Here is a 15,777-nt window from a genome sequence, read left to right as displayed (position 1 = left end):
AGGGTTTCGGGCGCGTCGGCGGGTGTTCTCACACCTGCCGACGCGCCCGCGTGTTCGCGGCGGGTCCTGGGCGGCGTTCCCGGGTGGTCGTCTCAGGACAGGTCGTAGTCGATCGTGTAGCGGCCCGGTTCGCCCTGGGCCCACCTGACCGTGCCCTCGCCGGTGAGGCCGGTCAGGTCGCCGGTGGCCGAGACGATGGTGAACGTGCCCTCCGCCACGCCGTCGCGGAAGCCGCCGACGTGTTCCAGCACGAACGTGCCCGTCCGGCCTGCCAGGGTGCCGGTCACGACCTCGTAGCCGGTGGAGCGGCAGGTGTCGTCGTCCGGGTAGGACATCAGGAACCTCATGTCACCGGTGCCTTCGAGGTCGCCCCGGTAGGCGGTGGTCATCCCGCCGGTGGTCTGCTTGGGACCGGTGGCCTCGTCGTACCGCTTGCCGTCCCACGTGTGCTCGTCCCAGCTCTTCATCTCGACCGGGCCGGTTGCCTGAGTGCTCATGGCGACGATCCTGAGGGGTGTACCTGACAGGTCGTGTCAGGTTTCCGGGCACACTGGGAATCATGCGCGCCAGTCGTCTGCTCTCGCTCCTGCTGCTGCTCCAGTCACGGGGCCGGATGACCGCGCAGGAACTCGCCGACGAGCTGGAGGTCTCGGTGCGCACCGTGTACCGGGACGTCGAGGCGCTCGGCTCGGCCGGGGTGCCGGTCTACGCGGATCGGGGGCCGACGGGCGGTTATCAGCTACTGGCCGGCTACCGGACGCGGCTCACCGGACTGACCGGGGAGGAAGCGGACTCGCTGTTCCTCGCCGGGATGCCCGGCCCGGCGGCGGAACTCGGGTTGGGCACGGTGGTCGCCGCCGCTCAGCTCAAGCTGCTCGCCGCGTTGCCGCCGGAGTTGCGGTCGCGGGCCGGGCGGATTCGGGAGCGGTTCCACCTGGACACGTCCGGGTGGTTCCGGCAGACGGAGGAGATGCCCTTCCTCGGTGACATCGCCGACGCGGTGTGGAACCAGCGGCGGTTGCGGATCCGGTACCGGCGGTGGGGGAGCCGGGGCGTCGAGGTGGAACGGGTCATCGGGCCGCTCGGGCTCGTGCTCAAGGCCGGGCTCTGGTACCTGGTGGCCGAGGCGGGCGGTGATCTGCGGACGTATCGGGTGTCGCGGGTGCTCGAAGTCCAGTCGACGGACGAGGGGTTCTCGCGGCCGGAGGGATTCGACCTCACCGGATTCTGGGCGGGCTGGTCGGAACGTTTCGAGGAGCGCATGTACCCGATGTCCGTCACGGTGCGGATGACCGAGGCCGGGCTGAAGAGGGCGCAGGTCCTGCTCAGCCTGGTCGCCGGGCGGGCGTTGGCGGAGGTCGTGCCCGAGGAGGGCTGGACCACTGTCCAGGTGCCGGTCGAGTCGTTGGAACACGCCTTGGTCGACATCCTCCGGCTCGGCCCGGACGCGGAGGTCGTCGAACCGCCTGAATTGCGCGAACGGATCAAGACCACGCTGACCGCCATGGCCGCTGTGTATGCCTGAGTCAAAAGCCAAAGCGCCACGACGTGAACGAGGCAAAGGCTTTTGTTCAGTGGTTTACGCAGCTTGACGGCAGAAGAGTGACCACGACGCAAGGCGACTAGCGCCTACGCAGGTCTTGGATGCAGCCGGGGACATTACGGGAATGGACCACACTTTCGGAAGCTCTAAAGGCTGCCGGGGGACCGGTGTCAGCGCAACTCGCCGCCTGCAAAGCAGCCCTCCCAGCCTGATTGAGTGGCGGATCTCGGCAGAGGGGGAACGCGGCTGGGCGGGCTGCTTTGCGGGCGGCGTGTGCGGTTGACGGCCGTCCCCGGCAGATCACAGGACTTCGATGATACGGTCGTTTTGCGTAGTGTTCCCGGCTTGAGTCCAGACTGCGTAGGTGCTGGTCGCCTTGCTTCGTGGTCACTCTTCTGCCGTCAAGCTGCGTAAAAGATTTGCGCTCTTGTCCGCTTTGCCGTCTTTGCGTTCTTGGCGGTTGTCCGGAAGGTCTAAGCGGAGAGGAGTTGGGCCAAGGCCGCGTCCACCCCTCGGCCGTCCTCCACCACGGACAGCGTTCCGCCGGTCGATCGGGTCAGTTCGCCCAGCGGTTGGCGTTCCGGGTCCGGGCCGAGGGCCAGCACGCTGATCGCGATGTCCTTGCCGTCCTGCTTGAGCCTCGCCAGTTCGGTCTTGAGCTGGTCGAAGGTCAGCCCGCCGTCGTTGGCGCCGTCGGTCAGCACGATGATCCGGTTCCGCTTGCCCTGCTGGTAGTTCTCCAACGTCTTCGTGTACAGCGCCACCAGGCTCGTGTACAGGTGGGTCGCGCTCTGCGGGCGCAGGCCGGCCACGCCGTCCAGCAGTTGCTGCCGCTGCCCGAGGACGGGGCCGGTCGCCACCAGTTGTCGGTACGGCTTCTCGCCGTCCAGTGCCCGGGAGAACTCCCACAGGCCCAGCGAGCCCGACACCGACCGGTTCACCTGGCCAGACAGCGCGTCCTTCACCCACACCATCCGGGGCTTGCCGGCGCCGCCCGGTTCCTCCATCGACTTGGACGTGTCCACCAGCACGGTGACCACCTGGCCGTTGTCGGCGGTCGCCCACGCGGCCGATATCTGCTGGGTGGTGTCGGCGTCGGCGGGCACCAGTTTGTCGGTCATGGTCGCCCAGCGGATGCCCGGTGACGGCTTCGGGCGTTCGGTGGTCACGTCGACCCGCAGGCCCGCGCCTGCCAGGGTCTTCTGCTGGTCGGCCTCCAGCAGGAACTCCCGGAACTCCTGGGACGCCCGGACCTGCGCCTCGCCCACCCAGTCACCTGCCAGTGGCACGTACGGAAAGTCCGCGACCGGCGACGGGCCGCCCGGGGCCACGCCGTAGAGGGGGCGCAACGGCGGGGTGCCGGTGTCCTTGCCGGTGTTGTGCCGGTACAGGTCCACCTCGAACACGGGCACCGCGCTGAAGCCCGAGCCGTTGACCTCGGGCTTGTCGGCCAGCAGGGACAGCGCGCTCCACGTGGTCGTGGGAGTCACCTCGGGCTTGGACGCCGTGAGCCTGCTCAGGGTGGTCTTCACCGTGTCCACTTCCAGCATCGCGGTGGTGACCGGGCCCTTGCCGTCCGGGCTCGCGCCCGCCAGTGCGGACTGGATCGCCATCGCGGTCGCGGCGTTCGTGGCCGGGTCGGGCATCGCGACCTTGAAGTCGCCCCACTCCGGCTTGCCGAGCCGCTGCCAGCCGCCCGTCGCAGACGTCACCTCGGGCAGGTCCGTCCAGCGGAAGCCGACGCCGGCCTGGAGCGCCTGCGCGCCGTCCTGGGGGAGTGCCAGCAGCACGGGGCTGGCCGCGATCGACACCGGCTGCGCGCCGAGCAGGGTGCGGTTCTGCGCGCCGAGCCGGTTCGCCCACAGCGTCGAGTCGGTGATCCACGCGTGCGGGCGTTCGCCGAGTTTCGCCTCGTCCCAGCCCTGGGTGAGGCCTTGGAGCACGACCTCGGAGTCGATGGACTGCACCGCGACCCGGATGCAGTGGTCGTACACGACCGGGCGCTGCCTGCTCCACGACTCGGCCGCCGCGCGCACCGCCTCGGCGACGCTGGGCGTCGCGGAGACCCGCAACAGGGCTTCGCCTTCACGGCAGTCACCCGCCTGGGCGGCGGCCCGGCGTTCCACGACACCACCGACCCACGTCCAGGCGAAGTACCCGAGGACGAGGAGGGCGACCACACCGATGATCGCGACCGGCCAAGTGGCTATTCCGCGCCGCACCTTCGTCCGCAGCGCGCGGTGTCGAGACATCGTCTTCCCTCTCAGCGTCCGACTACGGCTGGCGAATCCCGACCGGCGTCACGCTAACAGGTGAAGTCTGCGAAGCAGGTGAAGTGACGGTGAGTCACTCGGAAGTGACTGGAGGCGCGAGAAAAGTCCGCGTCAGCTCGATCAGGGCAATGCGGAGTGGCGCGGCGGCCTCGGTGAACGCGCTCTGTCGCCGGACGTACTCCGCCCGGCCCTCGGCGGTCTCGATCGGGACCGGCGGGTAGCCGAGCGCCCGCAGGTCGTACGGGCTGGCGCGCATGTCCAGTTCACGGACCTGGAGCGCGAGTTCGAAGCAGTCCGCCATCAGGTCGGACGGCGTCGCCGGGTCGAGCTTGTAGCACCACTTGAACATGTCCATGGACACGTGCAGGCAGCCGGGCTGCTCCATCCGGACCTGGTCCTCGCGCGTGAGCTGCACCACGTTGAGCGGGCGTGCCTCCGGCGTGAAGAACCGGAACGCGTCGAAGTGGCTGCACTGCACCCTGTTCGCTGCCACGACGGCGTCCGTGCCCTCGTCGCCCAGCCGCAACGGCCACGCCTCGTGCCGGACCCGGTCCGACCGGTAGACCATCGCCCACTCGTGCAAGCCGAAGCAGCCCAGCCGGGGCGCGCGGGAGGCCGTGGCGGTGAGGAGGCGGTGGACGAACTCGATGGTGTGCCGGCGCTCACGGGCGAACGCCTCGACGTCCAGCGTCACGCCCTCGTCGGTCTGCCGGTAGGCGGGCCACCGCAGGTACTCCTCGGCGGCGTTGCCGGCGAGCACGACGTCCGGGCCGGGATGCCAGCGCTCCAGCCGGGAGGGTCGGTGGGAGTAGTAGCTGAAGAGGAAGTCCAGCACCGGGTGCTTCTCGCCGCGCGCCTTGCGCTCGTGGTGCGGGACCGTCCAGGCGCGGACGCGGGCCGTGTGGGCGTCCCGGCGCGCGGTCCACTCGGCTTCGGACAGCACACGCACCCCACTACCGTACTTCCCCCTGGACGAGCGCCAGCCCGAGGCCGGTGCGCAGCGAGACGACCTCGCGCCCCTCGCGGCGGCTCACCGCCAGGCCGGCCGCGCGCAGGACGGTGAGGTGCTGCGAGACGGCGCCGACCGTCACGCCCAGGCGCGCGGCCAGTTCGGTGACGGTGCTCGGGCGTTCCAGTTCCCGGAGCAGGCGGGAGCGGGTCTGGCCGAGGAGGCGGGCCAGGGTGTCGTCGGCCGGTGCGGTGGGGCGTTCCCAGAGCGAGCCGAAGCCGTGGGCGGGGTAGCAGAGCGCCAGCCGGGCGGGGCCGATGCGGAGGTAGACGTCCGGCCAGGTGAACGCGGAGGGGACGAGGGCGAGGTCCCGCCGGCCGACGACGACGTGTCGTCCGTGCACTTCGAGGTCGGGGTCGTGGTAGGCGACGTCCGGGTGGAGTTCGGCGAGCACGGTCGGCGCGCCGGCTTCGACCAGGCGGCGGCCCCGGCGTTCGATGTCGCCCTGGAGCACGCCTTCGAGCCTCGGCCAGACCGGAGCGATGATCGCGTCGTGGACGGCTTTCAGCCGGTCGCGGAGTGACGCGAGGGTTTTCCCGTGGTGGTCGAGGAGGGGGCGGAAGCGCGGGTCGTCGGGGAGGGCGGCGGCGACCCGGGCGGGCTTGGCGACGCGCGGCAGCCAGCGGAGTTCCTCGTCGATGCCGATCGAGCGGATGCCCGGCGTGGGGATGAGGAACTCGGGCACCACCGGCAGCGTGACCAGGGCGGTGAGGAGGGTCGGGTCGTCGCCCAGCTCGGCCGTCTTGCGCTCGGCCCAGGTGATCCAGCGCTGGTGGACGGGGAAGTAGCCGGGGGCGGCGAGGACCCGCATGGCGGCGACGGTCTCCCACAGCGGCGAGACGGTGAACCGGAGAGCCATGCCTCATCCCACCCCGGCACGCCCGCGCTCCGCCACCGCCCGGCGGAGGGTCGTTTGAGCCGGTGCTAAAACGTTCGCGTCCGCCAATCCGGTTGGCAGGGTGGTCCGCATGTCCAGGGGGTGGGTGCGGCTACAAGCCGTCGCAGTGTCCGGTTCGGTCGCCGAAGGTCTGATGTTGACGATCCTGCCGCTGGTGGCGGTGTCGATCACCACCGACCCGACCGAGGTGTCGCTGGTCAGGATCGTCGGCCAGTCGCCGTGGCTGCTGCTCTCGTTGTTCGCCGGCGTCCTGATCGACCGCGTGCGGCGCACCACCGTGCTCGGGTCGGCCTTCGCGGTGCAGGCGAGCGCCGCGCTGGCGCTGGCTGTCGCGGGCACGGTGGGGCAGCTCAGCCTGCCGCTGCTGCTGGTGGTGGCCTTCGTGGTGACGGCGGCGCAGGTGCTGGGCGACGGGGCCGCCGGAGCGTTGCTGCCGGATGTCGTGGAGCCCGACCGGTTCGCCGCCGCCAACACCCGCCTGATGCTCATCGACCAGGGCGTGGTGCAGTTCGTCGTCCCGCCCGCCACCGGGTTCCTGGTGGGCTACGGGTTCGGCGCGCCGCCGTGGATCGCGGTGGCGGCGGCGGTCGTGGCGTGCGCGCTGAGCCGCGGCATCCCGTCGAAGGCGCTGACGCCGTCGAAGAAGCACCCGTTGCGGGACATCGCGGACGGGCTGAAGTTCCTGGTGGGCACGCGGCTGCTGCTGTCGATCACGATCGCGGTCGGGCTCGGGTCGTTCGCGGCCAGCGCGGCCATGTCGATGTTCGTCCTCTACGCCACGCAGGTCCTGCACCTGGGCCCGGTCGGGTACGGCCTGCTGCTCACCGCGTTGGCGGTCGGCTGGGTGGCCGCCTCGTTCGTCGTGCACCGGGTGGTCGCGAAGATCGGGTACGCGTGGTCGATGCGGATCGCCCAGCTCGGCATGGTGGTGACGCACCTGCTGGTCGCGGTGCTGCCGCCGTGGGCGGCGGCCGTCGGGTTCGTGATGTTCGCGCAGTCGGCGATCGTGATGCTGTGGAACGTCTGCTCGCAGTCCAGCCGGCAGCGGTTCACCCCGGCGGGGCTGCTGGGTCGCGTGCTGACCAGCCACCGCACGCTCGCGTGGGGCCTGACCCCGCTGGGCGCGCTGGCCGGCGGTCTGGTGGCGTCCGGGTTCGGGCTGCGGGCGGTGTGGGTGATGGGCGCGGCGATCCAGCTCGCGGCGCTGGTCGTCGCCTGGCACGGGCTGTCGCCGCGGGCGTTCGCGGACGCCGAGCGGGCGGCCGAGGGGGCCGCCGGGACGCTCGCGGGCAAGGTCTAGCGATCATCCCGAACGGTCGCGTCCGATCCGACCGCCAGGTCCAGGAATCGGGACGTTCGGAGTAACTTTTCCTCAATTATCGCCCGGCTACCCGGCGGGCGATAGCATGTGGTCATTCGGCGAACGACCTGGTTCATACGCGATGCCCATTCAAGGTCGACCGTATGGAGGAACCACGTGGCCACCCGTCGCAGAGGTGCGTTATTCAGCCTGTTCGCAACTCTGCTCCTGCTCTCCGGAGGTTTTTCGGCCTATGCGGACAGCGCGCCGCCGGAAAGCCGGCTGTTCGCTGCCAATCGCATTCTCCACACGCTGGCCGATGAAAAAGGCGCGTTGGGCGTCTACTACGACGAACAGCGCAGTCAGTTCGTGGTGGTGCTGCCGGCCACCGGCCCCGGCAGTGCGCGGACCTCCGCCGATTTCGCCGTCGACGGCGCCACCCCGATCGTGCGGCGCAGCAGCACCACCCAGGCCGGGATCGACGCGGTGCACAGCCGGATCCGCGCCGAAGCGCAGCGGAACAAGGCCGCGGGACACGTGTTCGGTTCCGCTTTCGACTTCGCCCGCGATGTCATGGTGGTGACCTCCGATGCGCCGCAAACGCTTGTCCGGTCGCTGTCCGCCGGGTTGGCGATCCCGGTGGAGCACCGGCACGGCACGGGCGGCCGGAACTCCAGGCAGTACGACCCGGTCCCGTTCCGGGGAGGCGCGGCCATCACCGTCGGGACCAAGCGGTGCACCAGCGGATTCACCGTCAAAGACCCGCAAGGGGACCGTTACCTGCTCACCGTGGGCCACTGCGGGTACGTGCCGGGCGTGCCGATCGGTCGGCCGGTGCAGAACACCGGCAGCGGCGAATTCATGGGCTACTTCTACAACTGGAATTACCCGGACCGGGACATCGCGCTGATCGCCCGTGTGGAGGCCGGTTACTACACGCGGCAGATCTACGTCGGCGACGTGAACGGCAAGGCGATCCGGGTGGCCGGCGCGTCGGATCCCGTCGTGGGCCGCAGCGACTACTGCCGCAGCGGGGCCGTCAGCGCCGAGAAATGCGGCCACCGCGTGGTCAACACGAACGGCCAGTTCTGCGACGCCGCCGGCTGCACCCGGAATCTCATCAGCTACGACAAGGGCACGCCGACGCAGGCCGGAGATTCCGGCGCGCCGTTCTACACCTACAACGCCGACCGGAGCGCGGTGGTCGTCCACGGAATGCACGTCGCGATCTCCGGCGCGATGTACTTCGCCGAGAAGTGGAGCCTCATCGCGAGCAGCCAAGGCGTTTCGATCGTGACCGATCTGTAGGCCTTCGGCGCGGAACGGGGCTCAGAGCGGCGGGACGAGGCCGGGGAACTTGCGGGCGCCGTGGCAGTGCGGGCACTCCCGGCCGTTGTCCACGGTCCGGGGGACGCCGCCGATGACGGCGGACGTCGGGTGCGCGACGAAACCCGCTCCGCCGCACAGGTGGCAGATCGTGCGGGGCTCCGAGGTGACGCCGAACAGGTCGTCCTCGTCCGCCTCCTCGTCCTCCTCGAAGTCGTCGTCTTCGGGGTCGAAGTCGTCCTCTTCGTCCTCACGCGGGTCCACGGGGGACACCGTAACCCGCTGTCCCCCGCGCGCACCGCCCAGGGCCGCCGGCCCGGCCCGTCCACAGTGGACCGCGGTGTCACCGGGCCACCGCAGCACCGGGCCACCGGGCCACCGGGCCACCGCGCGCCACCGCAGCACCGCGCCACCGCAGCACCGCGCACGGCGGACGGCAACGCGGGGGGCGTGTGGCACGCCCCCCGCGCGGTGCCACCGGCAGCGTCGCCGGGACCTCACCCGCCCTCGGTCGGACCGATCAGTGCGAGGGGTCGCGGTTGTACAGCTTCCGCGCCCAGGAGTAGCCGCCCAGCGTGGCGAGCAGGCACCACCCGATGGCGAGCCACGCGCTGTTCCCGATCGGCGTGCCGGTGAGCACGCCGCGCAGGGTGTCGATGATCGGCGTGAACGGCTGGTGCTCGGCGAACCACGCCAGGCCCGGCGACATCGAGTCGGTCGGCACGAACGCGCTGCTGATGAACGGCAGGAACTGGAACGGCAGCGCGAACCCGTTCGCGCCCTCGGGCTTGCTCGCCGCCAGGCCGCCGGCGACGGCCAGCCAGGTCAGCGCGAGGGTCAGCATGAGCAGCACGGCGATCGCGAGCAGCCACTCGCTGAACGACGCCTGCGGCCGGAACCCGATGAGCAGCGCCACCGCGACGACCAGCGTGAGGCTCGCCACGGTGCGGATCATGCTGCCCAGGACCTGCCCGGTCAGCACCGAGACGCGGGCGATGGCCATGGTGCGGAACCGGGCGATGATGCCCTCGGTCATGTCGACGTTGATGTTCACCGCCGTCCCGGCGGAGGCCGCGCCGACGCCCATCACCAGGATGCCGGGCACCAGGTAGTTGATGTAGGTGCCGCCGCCGACGGTGGTGACCATCGCGCTGCCGAACACGTAGACGAACAGCAGCATCATGAAGACCGGCATCACCAGGCCGCTGACGGCCATCACCGGGTAGCGCTGGAGGTGCCGGAAGTCGCGACGCAGCATCGTCAGCGAGTCCGACACGGTGTGGGTGGCGGTCATCGCGCGGGTTCCTCCAAGGTCGGCCGCCCGGTCAGGGCGAAGAACACGTCGTCCAGGTCAGGGGTGTGCACGGTGAGGCCGTCCGGCTCGACGTCGGCCCGGTCCAGCTCGTCCAGCAGGGCGCGCAGCGACCGCACGCCACCGTCGCCCGGCACCTGCAACGTCAGCGCGTCGTCGTCCCGGCCGGTCGAGGCGAGGGCGCGGGCCGCCGCGTCGAGCCCGCGGGCGTCGGCGAACCGCAGGGTCACGTGCCCGCCCGGCACCAGGCGCTTCAGCTCGGCGGCGGTGCCCTGCGCGACCAGCTTCCCGTGGTCCAGCACGGCGATCCGGTCGGCGAGCTGGTCCGCCTCCTCCAGGTACTGGGTGGTGAGGAAGATCGTCACGCCCTGGTCGGCCACCAGCTCGCGGATGATCTGCCACAGCCCGTGCCGGCTGCGCGGGTCGAGCCCGGTGGTGGGCTCGTCCAGGAAGATCACCCGCGGCCCCCCGACCAGCGTCATCGCCAGGTCCAGCCGCCGCCGCATCCCGCCGGAGTAGGTGGACGCGGGCTTGCGCGCCGCTTCCACCAGGTCGAACCGCTCCAGCAAGCCGGTGGCGACCCGCCTGCCCTCCCGCCGGGGCAGGTGCCGCAGGTCGGCCATCAGCAGCAGGTTCTCCTCGCCGGTGAGCAGGCCGTCCACGGCGGAGAACTGCCCGGTCACACCGATCGCCGACCGCACGCCGTCCGGGTCGGACCGCAGGTCGTGGCCGGCGATCCGCACCTCGCCCGCGTCCGCCGTGATCAGGGTGGACAGGATCTGCACGGTGGTGGTCTTGCCCGAGCCGTTCGGGCCGAGCAGCGAGAACACGGTGCCGTCGGCGACGTCCAGGTCGATGCCGTCCAGCACGACGTGGTCGCCGAATTTTTTGCGCAGCCCAAAGGCCGAGATGGTCATGGATGCCCCTCAGGAAGACTTGCGGGAGTGGTGCGAACGTGCGGGAGTGGTGAAATCAGGCGACGCGCATCGGCAGCGTGCGCACGCCCGTCATGTTCGGCGACGGCATGAACGTCGGCCGCAGTTCCGGGTCCACGTGCAGGTCGGGGAACCGGTCGAGCAGGATGTCGACGGCGATCCGGCCTTCCAGCCGGGCCAGTGGCGCGCCGACGCAGAAGTGGACGCCGCGGCCGAAGCCGAGGTGCGGGTTGGGGTCGCGGGTGGCGTCGAACAGGTCGGCGTCGGCGAACCGCCGCGGGTCGCGGTTGGCGGCGGACAGCCAGGTCATCACCAACTGGTCGGCCGGAATGCGTTGCCCGCCCAGCTCCACGTCCGCGGTGGTGGCCCGCGCGAGCGACGCGAACGGGGTGAGGAACCGCAGCGACTCCTCGATCGCCGCGGGCAGCGTCGACCGGTCGGCGCGGATCCGCGCCCGCTGGTCGGGGTGGGCGTCCAGGCACAGCGTGGTGTTGCCCAGCAGCATGGTCGTGGTGACGTGCCCCGCGACCAGCAGCACGGTGGCGAAGTTGACCACCTCGTTGTCGTTGAGCCGCGCCCCGTCGACCTCGGCCCGCACGAGACCGCTGATCAGGTCCTCGCGCGGGTTCTTCCGGCGTTCGACGGCGTGGGCGCGGAGGTAGTCGAGCATCGGGGCCATGCCCTCGGCCTGGGCCGCGAACTCCGCGAGCATCTTCTCCTTGTCGTCGTTCAGGGAGAGCTGGGTGGTCTCGGAGAACATGACGTCCACCCAGCCCCGGAACAGCTCCCGGTCGCTCGCGGGCAGCCCCAGCAGCTCGGCGATCACGATCACCGGCAGCGGGTAGGCGAGGTCGTTCACCAGTTCCAGCCGACCCCCGTCCACCGCGGCGTCGAGCAGTTCGTGGGTGAGCGCGGCGATCCGGGGCTCTAAATCGGCCACGACCTTCGCGGAGAACGCCTTGCTCACCAGGTTGCGCAGCTTGCGGTGGTCCGGCGGGTCCATGTCGAGCAGGTTGCCCTCGGACATGGAGGCTTCCATCTCGATCGGGAACAGCTCGTTGACGTGGGCGGAGGAGAACGTCTTCGGGTCGCCGAGCAGCGCGACGGCCTCCTCGTGCCCGTAGACGGTCCACATCCCGGTCTCCTCCTCGAAGCGGACCGGTTCGGCGGGGCGTTCGCCGCGCAGCCAGAACTGCTGCGGGTGGATGCCCCACTGCTCGGCGAGGGTGGTCATGAGTCGTCCTCCTTCATCGGGGTGGCCCGGCGGATCACGATGTCGCCGATGCCGGTGCGCGCGCGGACCTCGACGGCGTCCGCGCCGGATTCGGGGCCTGGAGCGGACTCCAGGGAGTTGTGCACGGCGCCGAGCACCGTCCGGACGTCCAGCCAGGCGGCGGTGCCGTGCCGGATGCCGATCTCCACCCGGCCGGCGCCGGTCTCCAGCACCGCCGTGCCGCGCACCACCTCGTCGACCCGCACGCTGCCGCTGGCGGTCTTGGCGGTGACGTCGGCGAGCGCCCGGTCGACCGAGATGTCGCCGTTCGCGTTCTGCGCCCGCAGGTCGCCGGTGACCTCGCCGATCCGGATGACGCCGTTGGAGTTGCGGATCACGGCGGAGCCGTCGACGCGCTCCACGAACAGCTCGCCGGTCCCGGTCTGCACGTCGGCGTGGCCGGTCGCGTGGCCCAGGCTGACGTTGCCCATGGCGGTGCGCAGGTGTGTCGGCCCCGTCCGGTCGACCCGGAGGTCGCCGGTCGCGCTCTTGAACCGGAACTCGCCGAACCGGCCCAGGGCCTGGAGGCCGCCCAGCGCGGTGTCGCCGCGCACGCTGGAGCCGGTCGGCAGCTCGATCACGATGTCGACCGAGCCGCCCCGGTTGAACATGCCGCGCAGCTTGGCCGTCTTGACCAGCAGCCGGCCGTCCGCGTACTCGACGCGGGTCTGGTCGGCGGCCTTCACGTCGCCCTCGCGGTCCGGGTCGTGGGGTCGGACGTCGACCACGGTGTCGGTGCGGTCGCCGGCGATGATCCGGGTCTCGCCCATCACCAGTTCGAGGGTGGCGGTGATCGGCTCGGGTGTGGCGAAAATGGGCATGGCTGTCCCCTGGTAGTGGGCCGGTCGGGTGTTCGGGCCGGTCAGGTGGGTTGCGCCGGTCAGGTGGCCGGGCCGGTCGGGTGGTTGCGCCGGTCAGGTGGTTGCGAGGGTCGGGCCGGTCAGCGGACCCAGCCGGTGTAGCGCTGGCCGGTGTGGCGGGTCGGTTGGCGGACGCCCTGGTCGAGGGCGGCGGACGCGGCCCGGACGAGCCAGGCGTTGACCGAGACGCCCGCCTTGCCGGCGGCTTCCTCCACGCGGAGCTTGAGGTGCTCGGGGAGGCGGAGGTTGATGCGCGTCATGGCGCTGTCGTCGTCGGCCGGCGGAGGTGGCGGCGCGGCCTCGGGCGTCTCGTGGAACGCCTGCTCGGCCGGCGGCGCCGAAACGACGAACTCGGGGTCGCGGCCACGCAGCCGGACGTCCACCGAGCCGGGGGCCAGCTCGCGGGTGATCTCGGACGCCGCCGCCGACAGCGCTTCCAGCAGCGTCAGCCGGGTGGCGGACTCGACCTGGCCGGTCAGCCGCTCGGCGAGCGTGCGGGCGTCCTCACCGACGGCCTCGGCGGCCGTGGCGAGTTCGCGGCGGAGGTTGTCGACGAAGGGCGTGAGGTCCATGGCACCACTATGGCAGTGATGTGGTGCCATGGCAACCCAAAGGTGGTGCCATCTTGGCACCATCAGGTGCCAAGATGGGTTTGCGCTGGTCAGACCTCAGCCACGGAGGCCGACACGGTCAGTCCCTTCGCACATGGGTGCCGTCGCGGACCGTTCCCACGTACTCCTCCAGCAGATCCTCCAACGCCACCACCCCGCGCACCCTGCCATCCGCCGCCACGGCCCGCGCCAGGTGGCTCTGCGCCCGCCGCAGCACCGCCAGCGCCTCGTCCAGCCGCGCGTCCGCCGCCACCTCCGGCAGCCCCCGGATCCGGTGGCCGGGCACCTTCGTGGCCGGGTCGGCGTCCGCCAGGTCCAGCACGTCCTTCACGTGCAGGTACCCGACCAGCCGGCCGTCGTCGGCCACCGGGAACCGGGAGAACCCGGTGGCCGACACGGCGTCCTCCACCTCGCCCATGGTGGGCCGCGCCGACACGGTCGTGACCCGGTCCAGCGGCACCAGCACGTCGGCCACGGTCCGCTCCGTCGACGACAGCGCCTGCGCCAGCCGCCGGTGCTCGGAGTCCTCCAGCAGGCCTTCCTGCCGGGACTGCGCGATCAGCAGCGCCAGCTCGTCCCGCGTGTAAGCCGACTCCAGCTCGTCCTTCGGCGTCACGCCCACCAGCCGCAGCACGGCCGTCGAGAGCACGGTGAACCCGCGCAGCAGCGGCGCGACCAGCCGGCAGAACCAGTAGTGCGCGGGCACCAGCCACAGCGCGGTGCGCTCCGGTCCGGCGATCGCCAGGTTCTTCGGCACCATCTCGCCCAGCACGGTGTGCAGCGCCACCACGATCACCAGCGCCAGCGCGAACGCCACCCCGTGCAGCACCGCGTCCGGCAGCCCCAGCACCCCGAACGGGACCTCCAGCATCGACGCCACGGCGGGCTCGCCCAGCGCGCCCAGCCCCAGCGAGCACAGCGTGATGCCGAGCTGCGCCCCCGCGATCAGCAGCGGCAGCTCGCGGCCCGCCCGGATGACCACCCTGGCCGGCGCGCTGCCCTGGTCGGCCAGCGCCTCCAGGCGGTCGCGGCGGGCGGTGATGATCGCGAACTCCGCGCCGACGAAGAACGCGTTGCCCGCCAGCAGCAGGAAGATGACCAGGATGCTCATCGCGGCACCGCCGACGGGGACTCGACCCGCAGCTCGGCCACCCGGTGCCGGTCCATCAGCACCACGGTGATCCGCCAGCCGTCGACCCGGGTCTCGTCGCCCACGTCCGGGATGCGCCCGAGCCGTGCCAGCACCAGGCCGGCCAGCGTCTCGTAGTCGCCGGACGGCATCCGGAACCCGGTCGCCTCGAACACCTCGTCGTCGCGCAGCAGCCCGGACATCAGCCACCGGTCCCGGCCGAGCTGCCGGACCGGCGCGCTCTCCCGCCGGTCGTGCTCGTCGCGCACGTCGCCGACGATCTCCTCGACCAGGTCCTCCAGGGTGACCAGCCCGGCGGTGCCGCCGTACTCGTCCACCACCAGCGCGGTCTGCAGGCCCGACGCCCGCAGCCGGTCCAGCAGCGCGTCGCCCGCCAACGTCTCCGGCACCGTCTGCACCGGCCTGGTCAGCGCCGACACCGGGGTCGTCGCGCGTTGCGCGCGCGGCACGTTGAACGCCTGCTTCACGTGCACGATGCCGCGCACCTCGTCCAGGTCGCCGTGGTAGACCGGGAACCGGGAGAACCCCGTCTCACGGGCCTTGGCCAGCAGGTCCAGCACGGTCGCGTCGGCGCGCAGCGACTCGACCCGCACGCGCGGCGTCATCAGCTCGTCGGCGGTGCGGTCGCCGAACCGCAGCGAGCGGTCCAGCAGGGTCGCCGTGCCCGCGTCGATCGTGCCGTGTTCGGCGCTGGAGCGGACCAGCGCGCCCAGCTCCTGCGGCGACCGCGCGGACGCCAGCTCCTCGGCCGGCTCGACGCCCAGCCGGCGCACCAGCCAGTTCGCCGCGCCGTTGAGGCCGGTGATGAGCCAGCGGAAGACCGTGGAGAACCCCGCCTGGATGCCGGCGACGGCCCGCGCGGTCTCCAGCGGCTTGGCGATGGCCAGGTTCTTCGGCACCAGCTCGCCGAACACCATGGACAGCGAGGTCGCCAGGGCGAGCGCGATGACCAGCGAGATCGGCCGGGCCGCCGCTTCCGGCACGCCGAGTCCGGTCAGCGCGGGCGACACCAGCCGGGCGATGGCGGGCTCGGCGATGTAGCCGGTGATCAGCGTGGTGAAGGTGATCGCGAGCTGCGAGCCGGAGAGCTGGAACGACAGCGACCGGTGCGCCTTCTCGACGGTCCGCGCCTTGGCGTCGCCGACGGCGGCGACGTGTGACTCGACGGTGCTGCGCTCCAGCGCGGTGAGGGAGAACTCGGCGGCGACCGCGATGAACGTGCCGATGGTCAGCGCCACGACCGCGACCAGGCCGAGCACGCTGAGCAGGATTCCGGTCACCGGGCAC

The 15,777-nt window shown here is 71.4% G+C and carries 15 protein-coding genes; 3 read left to right on the top strand and 12 right to left on the bottom strand.

Translation table 11 applies throughout. From position 1 onward, the window contains the following. Window positions 1-92: 92 nt before the first annotated feature. Window positions 93-497: a DUF3224 domain-containing protein gene (locus ACQPZF_RS30765; protein WP_433262904.1), complete on the bottom strand. Its 405-nt coding sequence runs from the start codon at window positions 495-497 to the stop codon at window positions 93-95. 62 nt (window positions 498-559) lie between these two features. Between ACQPZF_RS30765 and ACQPZF_RS30760 the strand changes: the two genes are divergently transcribed. Next, on the top strand, window positions 560-1,525 hold the full coding sequence (locus ACQPZF_RS30760) for a helix-turn-helix transcriptional regulator (protein WP_433262903.1): 966 nt from the start codon (window positions 560-562) through the stop codon (window positions 1,523-1,525). Window positions 1,526-2,016: 491 nt separating this feature from the next. Here the strand turns inward: ACQPZF_RS30760 and ACQPZF_RS30755 are convergent, their stop codons facing one another. The 3 genes from ACQPZF_RS30755 to ACQPZF_RS30745 all read right to left on the bottom strand — a co-directional run bounded on the left by ACQPZF_RS30755 (window position 2,017) and on the right by ACQPZF_RS30745 (window position 5,684). Next, window positions 2,017-3,795 carry a substrate-binding domain-containing protein gene (locus ACQPZF_RS30755; protein WP_433262901.1) on the bottom strand — a complete coding sequence of 593 codons (1,779 nt, stop codon included), beginning with the start codon at window positions 3,793-3,795 and terminating at the stop codon, window positions 2,017-2,019. Window positions 3,796-3,889: 94 nt separating this feature from the next. Further along, on the bottom strand, window positions 3,890-4,765 hold the full coding sequence (locus ACQPZF_RS30750; RefSeq protein ID WP_433262899.1) for a 3-methyladenine DNA glycosylase: 876 nt from the start codon (window positions 4,763-4,765) through the stop codon (window positions 3,890-3,892). 4 nt (window positions 4,766-4,769) lie between these two features. Continuing rightward, window positions 4,770-5,684, bottom strand: coding sequence for a helix-turn-helix domain-containing protein (locus tag ACQPZF_RS30745; protein ID WP_433262897.1), 915 nt, complete (start codon window positions 5,682-5,684; stop codon window positions 4,770-4,772). Between the two features lie 109 nt (window positions 5,685-5,793). On the opposite strand from ACQPZF_RS30745, the gene ACQPZF_RS30740 reads away from it, so the two are divergent. Next, window positions 5,794-7,023 (top strand): MFS transporter, encoded by a 1,230-nt coding sequence (locus ACQPZF_RS30740; protein WP_433262895.1) that lies wholly within the window; start codon window positions 5,794-5,796, stop codon window positions 7,021-7,023. Between the two features lie 177 nt (window positions 7,024-7,200). Continuing rightward, window positions 7,201-8,331, top strand: coding sequence for a S1 family peptidase (locus ACQPZF_RS30735; protein WP_433262893.1), 1,131 nt, complete (start codon window positions 7,201-7,203; stop codon window positions 8,329-8,331). Between the two features lie 21 nt (window positions 8,332-8,352). On the opposite strand, the gene ACQPZF_RS30730 is transcribed toward ACQPZF_RS30735, so the two are convergent. The 8 genes from ACQPZF_RS30730 to ACQPZF_RS30695 all read right to left on the bottom strand — a co-directional run bounded on the left by ACQPZF_RS30730 (window position 8,353) and on the right by ACQPZF_RS30695 (window position 15,770). Continuing rightward, window positions 8,353-8,613: a hypothetical protein gene (locus ACQPZF_RS30730; RefSeq protein ID WP_433262891.1), complete on the bottom strand. Its 261-nt coding sequence runs from the start codon at window positions 8,611-8,613 to the stop codon at window positions 8,353-8,355. Window positions 8,614-8,869: 256 nt separating this feature from the next. Then, the gene (locus ACQPZF_RS30725) at window positions 8,870-9,643 is read right to left on the bottom strand and encodes an ABC transporter permease (RefSeq protein ID WP_433262889.1); all 774 of its coding nucleotides are present in this window, start codon (window positions 9,641-9,643) and stop codon (window positions 8,870-8,872) included. Then, window positions 9,640-10,578 (bottom strand): ATP-binding cassette domain-containing protein, encoded by a 939-nt coding sequence (locus ACQPZF_RS30720; protein ID WP_433262887.1) that lies wholly within the window; start codon window positions 10,576-10,578, stop codon window positions 9,640-9,642. The genes ACQPZF_RS30725 and ACQPZF_RS30720 overlap by 4 nt, the downstream gene beginning before the upstream one ends. A gap of 55 nt (window positions 10,579-10,633) precedes the next feature. Then, the gene (locus ACQPZF_RS30715) at window positions 10,634-11,830 is read right to left on the bottom strand and encodes a cytochrome P450 (protein WP_433262885.1); all 1,197 of its coding nucleotides are present in this window, start codon (window positions 11,828-11,830) and stop codon (window positions 10,634-10,636) included. Then, entirely contained in the window at window positions 11,827-12,690 is an 864-nt protein-coding gene (locus ACQPZF_RS30710) for a DUF4097 family beta strand repeat-containing protein (RefSeq protein WP_433262883.1), read from the bottom strand. Before ACQPZF_RS30710 ends, ACQPZF_RS30715 begins: the two co-directional genes overlap by 4 nt. 119 nt (window positions 12,691-12,809) lie before the next feature. Beyond that, entirely contained in the window at window positions 12,810-13,301 is a 492-nt protein-coding gene (locus tag ACQPZF_RS30705; protein ID WP_433262881.1) for a toxin-antitoxin system HicB family antitoxin, read from the bottom strand. A 118-nt stretch (window positions 13,302-13,419) separates the two neighbouring features. Next, a complete protein-coding gene (locus ACQPZF_RS30700) occupies window positions 13,420-14,451 on the bottom strand; it encodes a hemolysin family protein (protein WP_433262879.1) in 1,032 nt (343 codons plus the stop codon). Then, window positions 14,448-15,770, bottom strand: a complete 1,323-nt coding sequence (locus ACQPZF_RS30695) for a hemolysin family protein (RefSeq protein WP_433262878.1) — start codon at window positions 15,768-15,770, stop codon at window positions 14,448-14,450. Before ACQPZF_RS30695 ends, ACQPZF_RS30700 begins: the two co-directional genes overlap by 4 nt. Window positions 15,771-15,777 lie beyond the last annotated feature (7 nt).

Source organism: Actinosynnema sp. CS-041913, assembly GCF_050942485.1.
Classification (GTDB): domain Bacteria; phylum Actinomycetota; class Actinomycetes; order Mycobacteriales; family Pseudonocardiaceae; genus Actinosynnema.
Note: the sequence above shows the minus strand (reverse complement) of the source record. Positions and strands in the feature narration are given on the sequence as shown.

Bases quoted from the DNA above. Each gene is read 5' to 3' on its own strand.
- ACQPZF_RS30765 (WP_433262904.1), bottom strand. From the start codon at position 497: ATGAGCACTCAGGCAACCGGCCCGGTCGAGATGAAGAGCTGGGACGAG.
- ACQPZF_RS30760 (WP_433262903.1), top strand. From the start codon at position 560: ATGCGCGCCAGTCGTCTGCTCTCGCTCCTGCTGCTGCTCCAGTCACGG.
- ACQPZF_RS30755 (WP_433262901.1), bottom strand. From the start codon at position 3,795: ATGTCTCGACACCGCGCGCTGCGGACGAAGGTGCGGCGCGGAATAGCC.
- ACQPZF_RS30745 (WP_433262897.1), bottom strand. From the start codon at position 5,684: ATGGCTCTCCGGTTCACCGTCTCGCCGCTGTGGGAGACCGTCGCCGCC.
- ACQPZF_RS30740 (WP_433262895.1), top strand. From the start codon at position 5,794: ATGTCCAGGGGGTGGGTGCGGCTACAAGCCGTCGCAGTGTCCGGTTCG.
- ACQPZF_RS30725 (WP_433262889.1), bottom strand. From the start codon at position 9,643: ATGACCGCCACCCACACCGTGTCGGACTCGCTGACGATGCTGCGTCGC.
- ACQPZF_RS30720 (WP_433262887.1), bottom strand. From the start codon at position 10,578: ATGACCATCTCGGCCTTTGGGCTGCGCAAAAAATTCGGCGACCACGTC.
- ACQPZF_RS30715 (WP_433262885.1), bottom strand. From the start codon at position 11,830: ATGACCACCCTCGCCGAGCAGTGGGGCATCCACCCGCAGCAGTTCTGG.
- ACQPZF_RS30710 (WP_433262883.1), bottom strand. From the start codon at position 12,690: ATGCCCATTTTCGCCACACCCGAGCCGATCACCGCCACCCTCGAACTG.
- ACQPZF_RS30705 (WP_433262881.1), bottom strand. From the start codon at position 13,301: ATGGACCTCACGCCCTTCGTCGACAACCTCCGCCGCGAACTCGCCACG.
- ACQPZF_RS30700 (WP_433262879.1), bottom strand. From the start codon at position 14,451: ATGAGCATCCTGGTCATCTTCCTGCTGCTGGCGGGCAACGCGTTCTTC.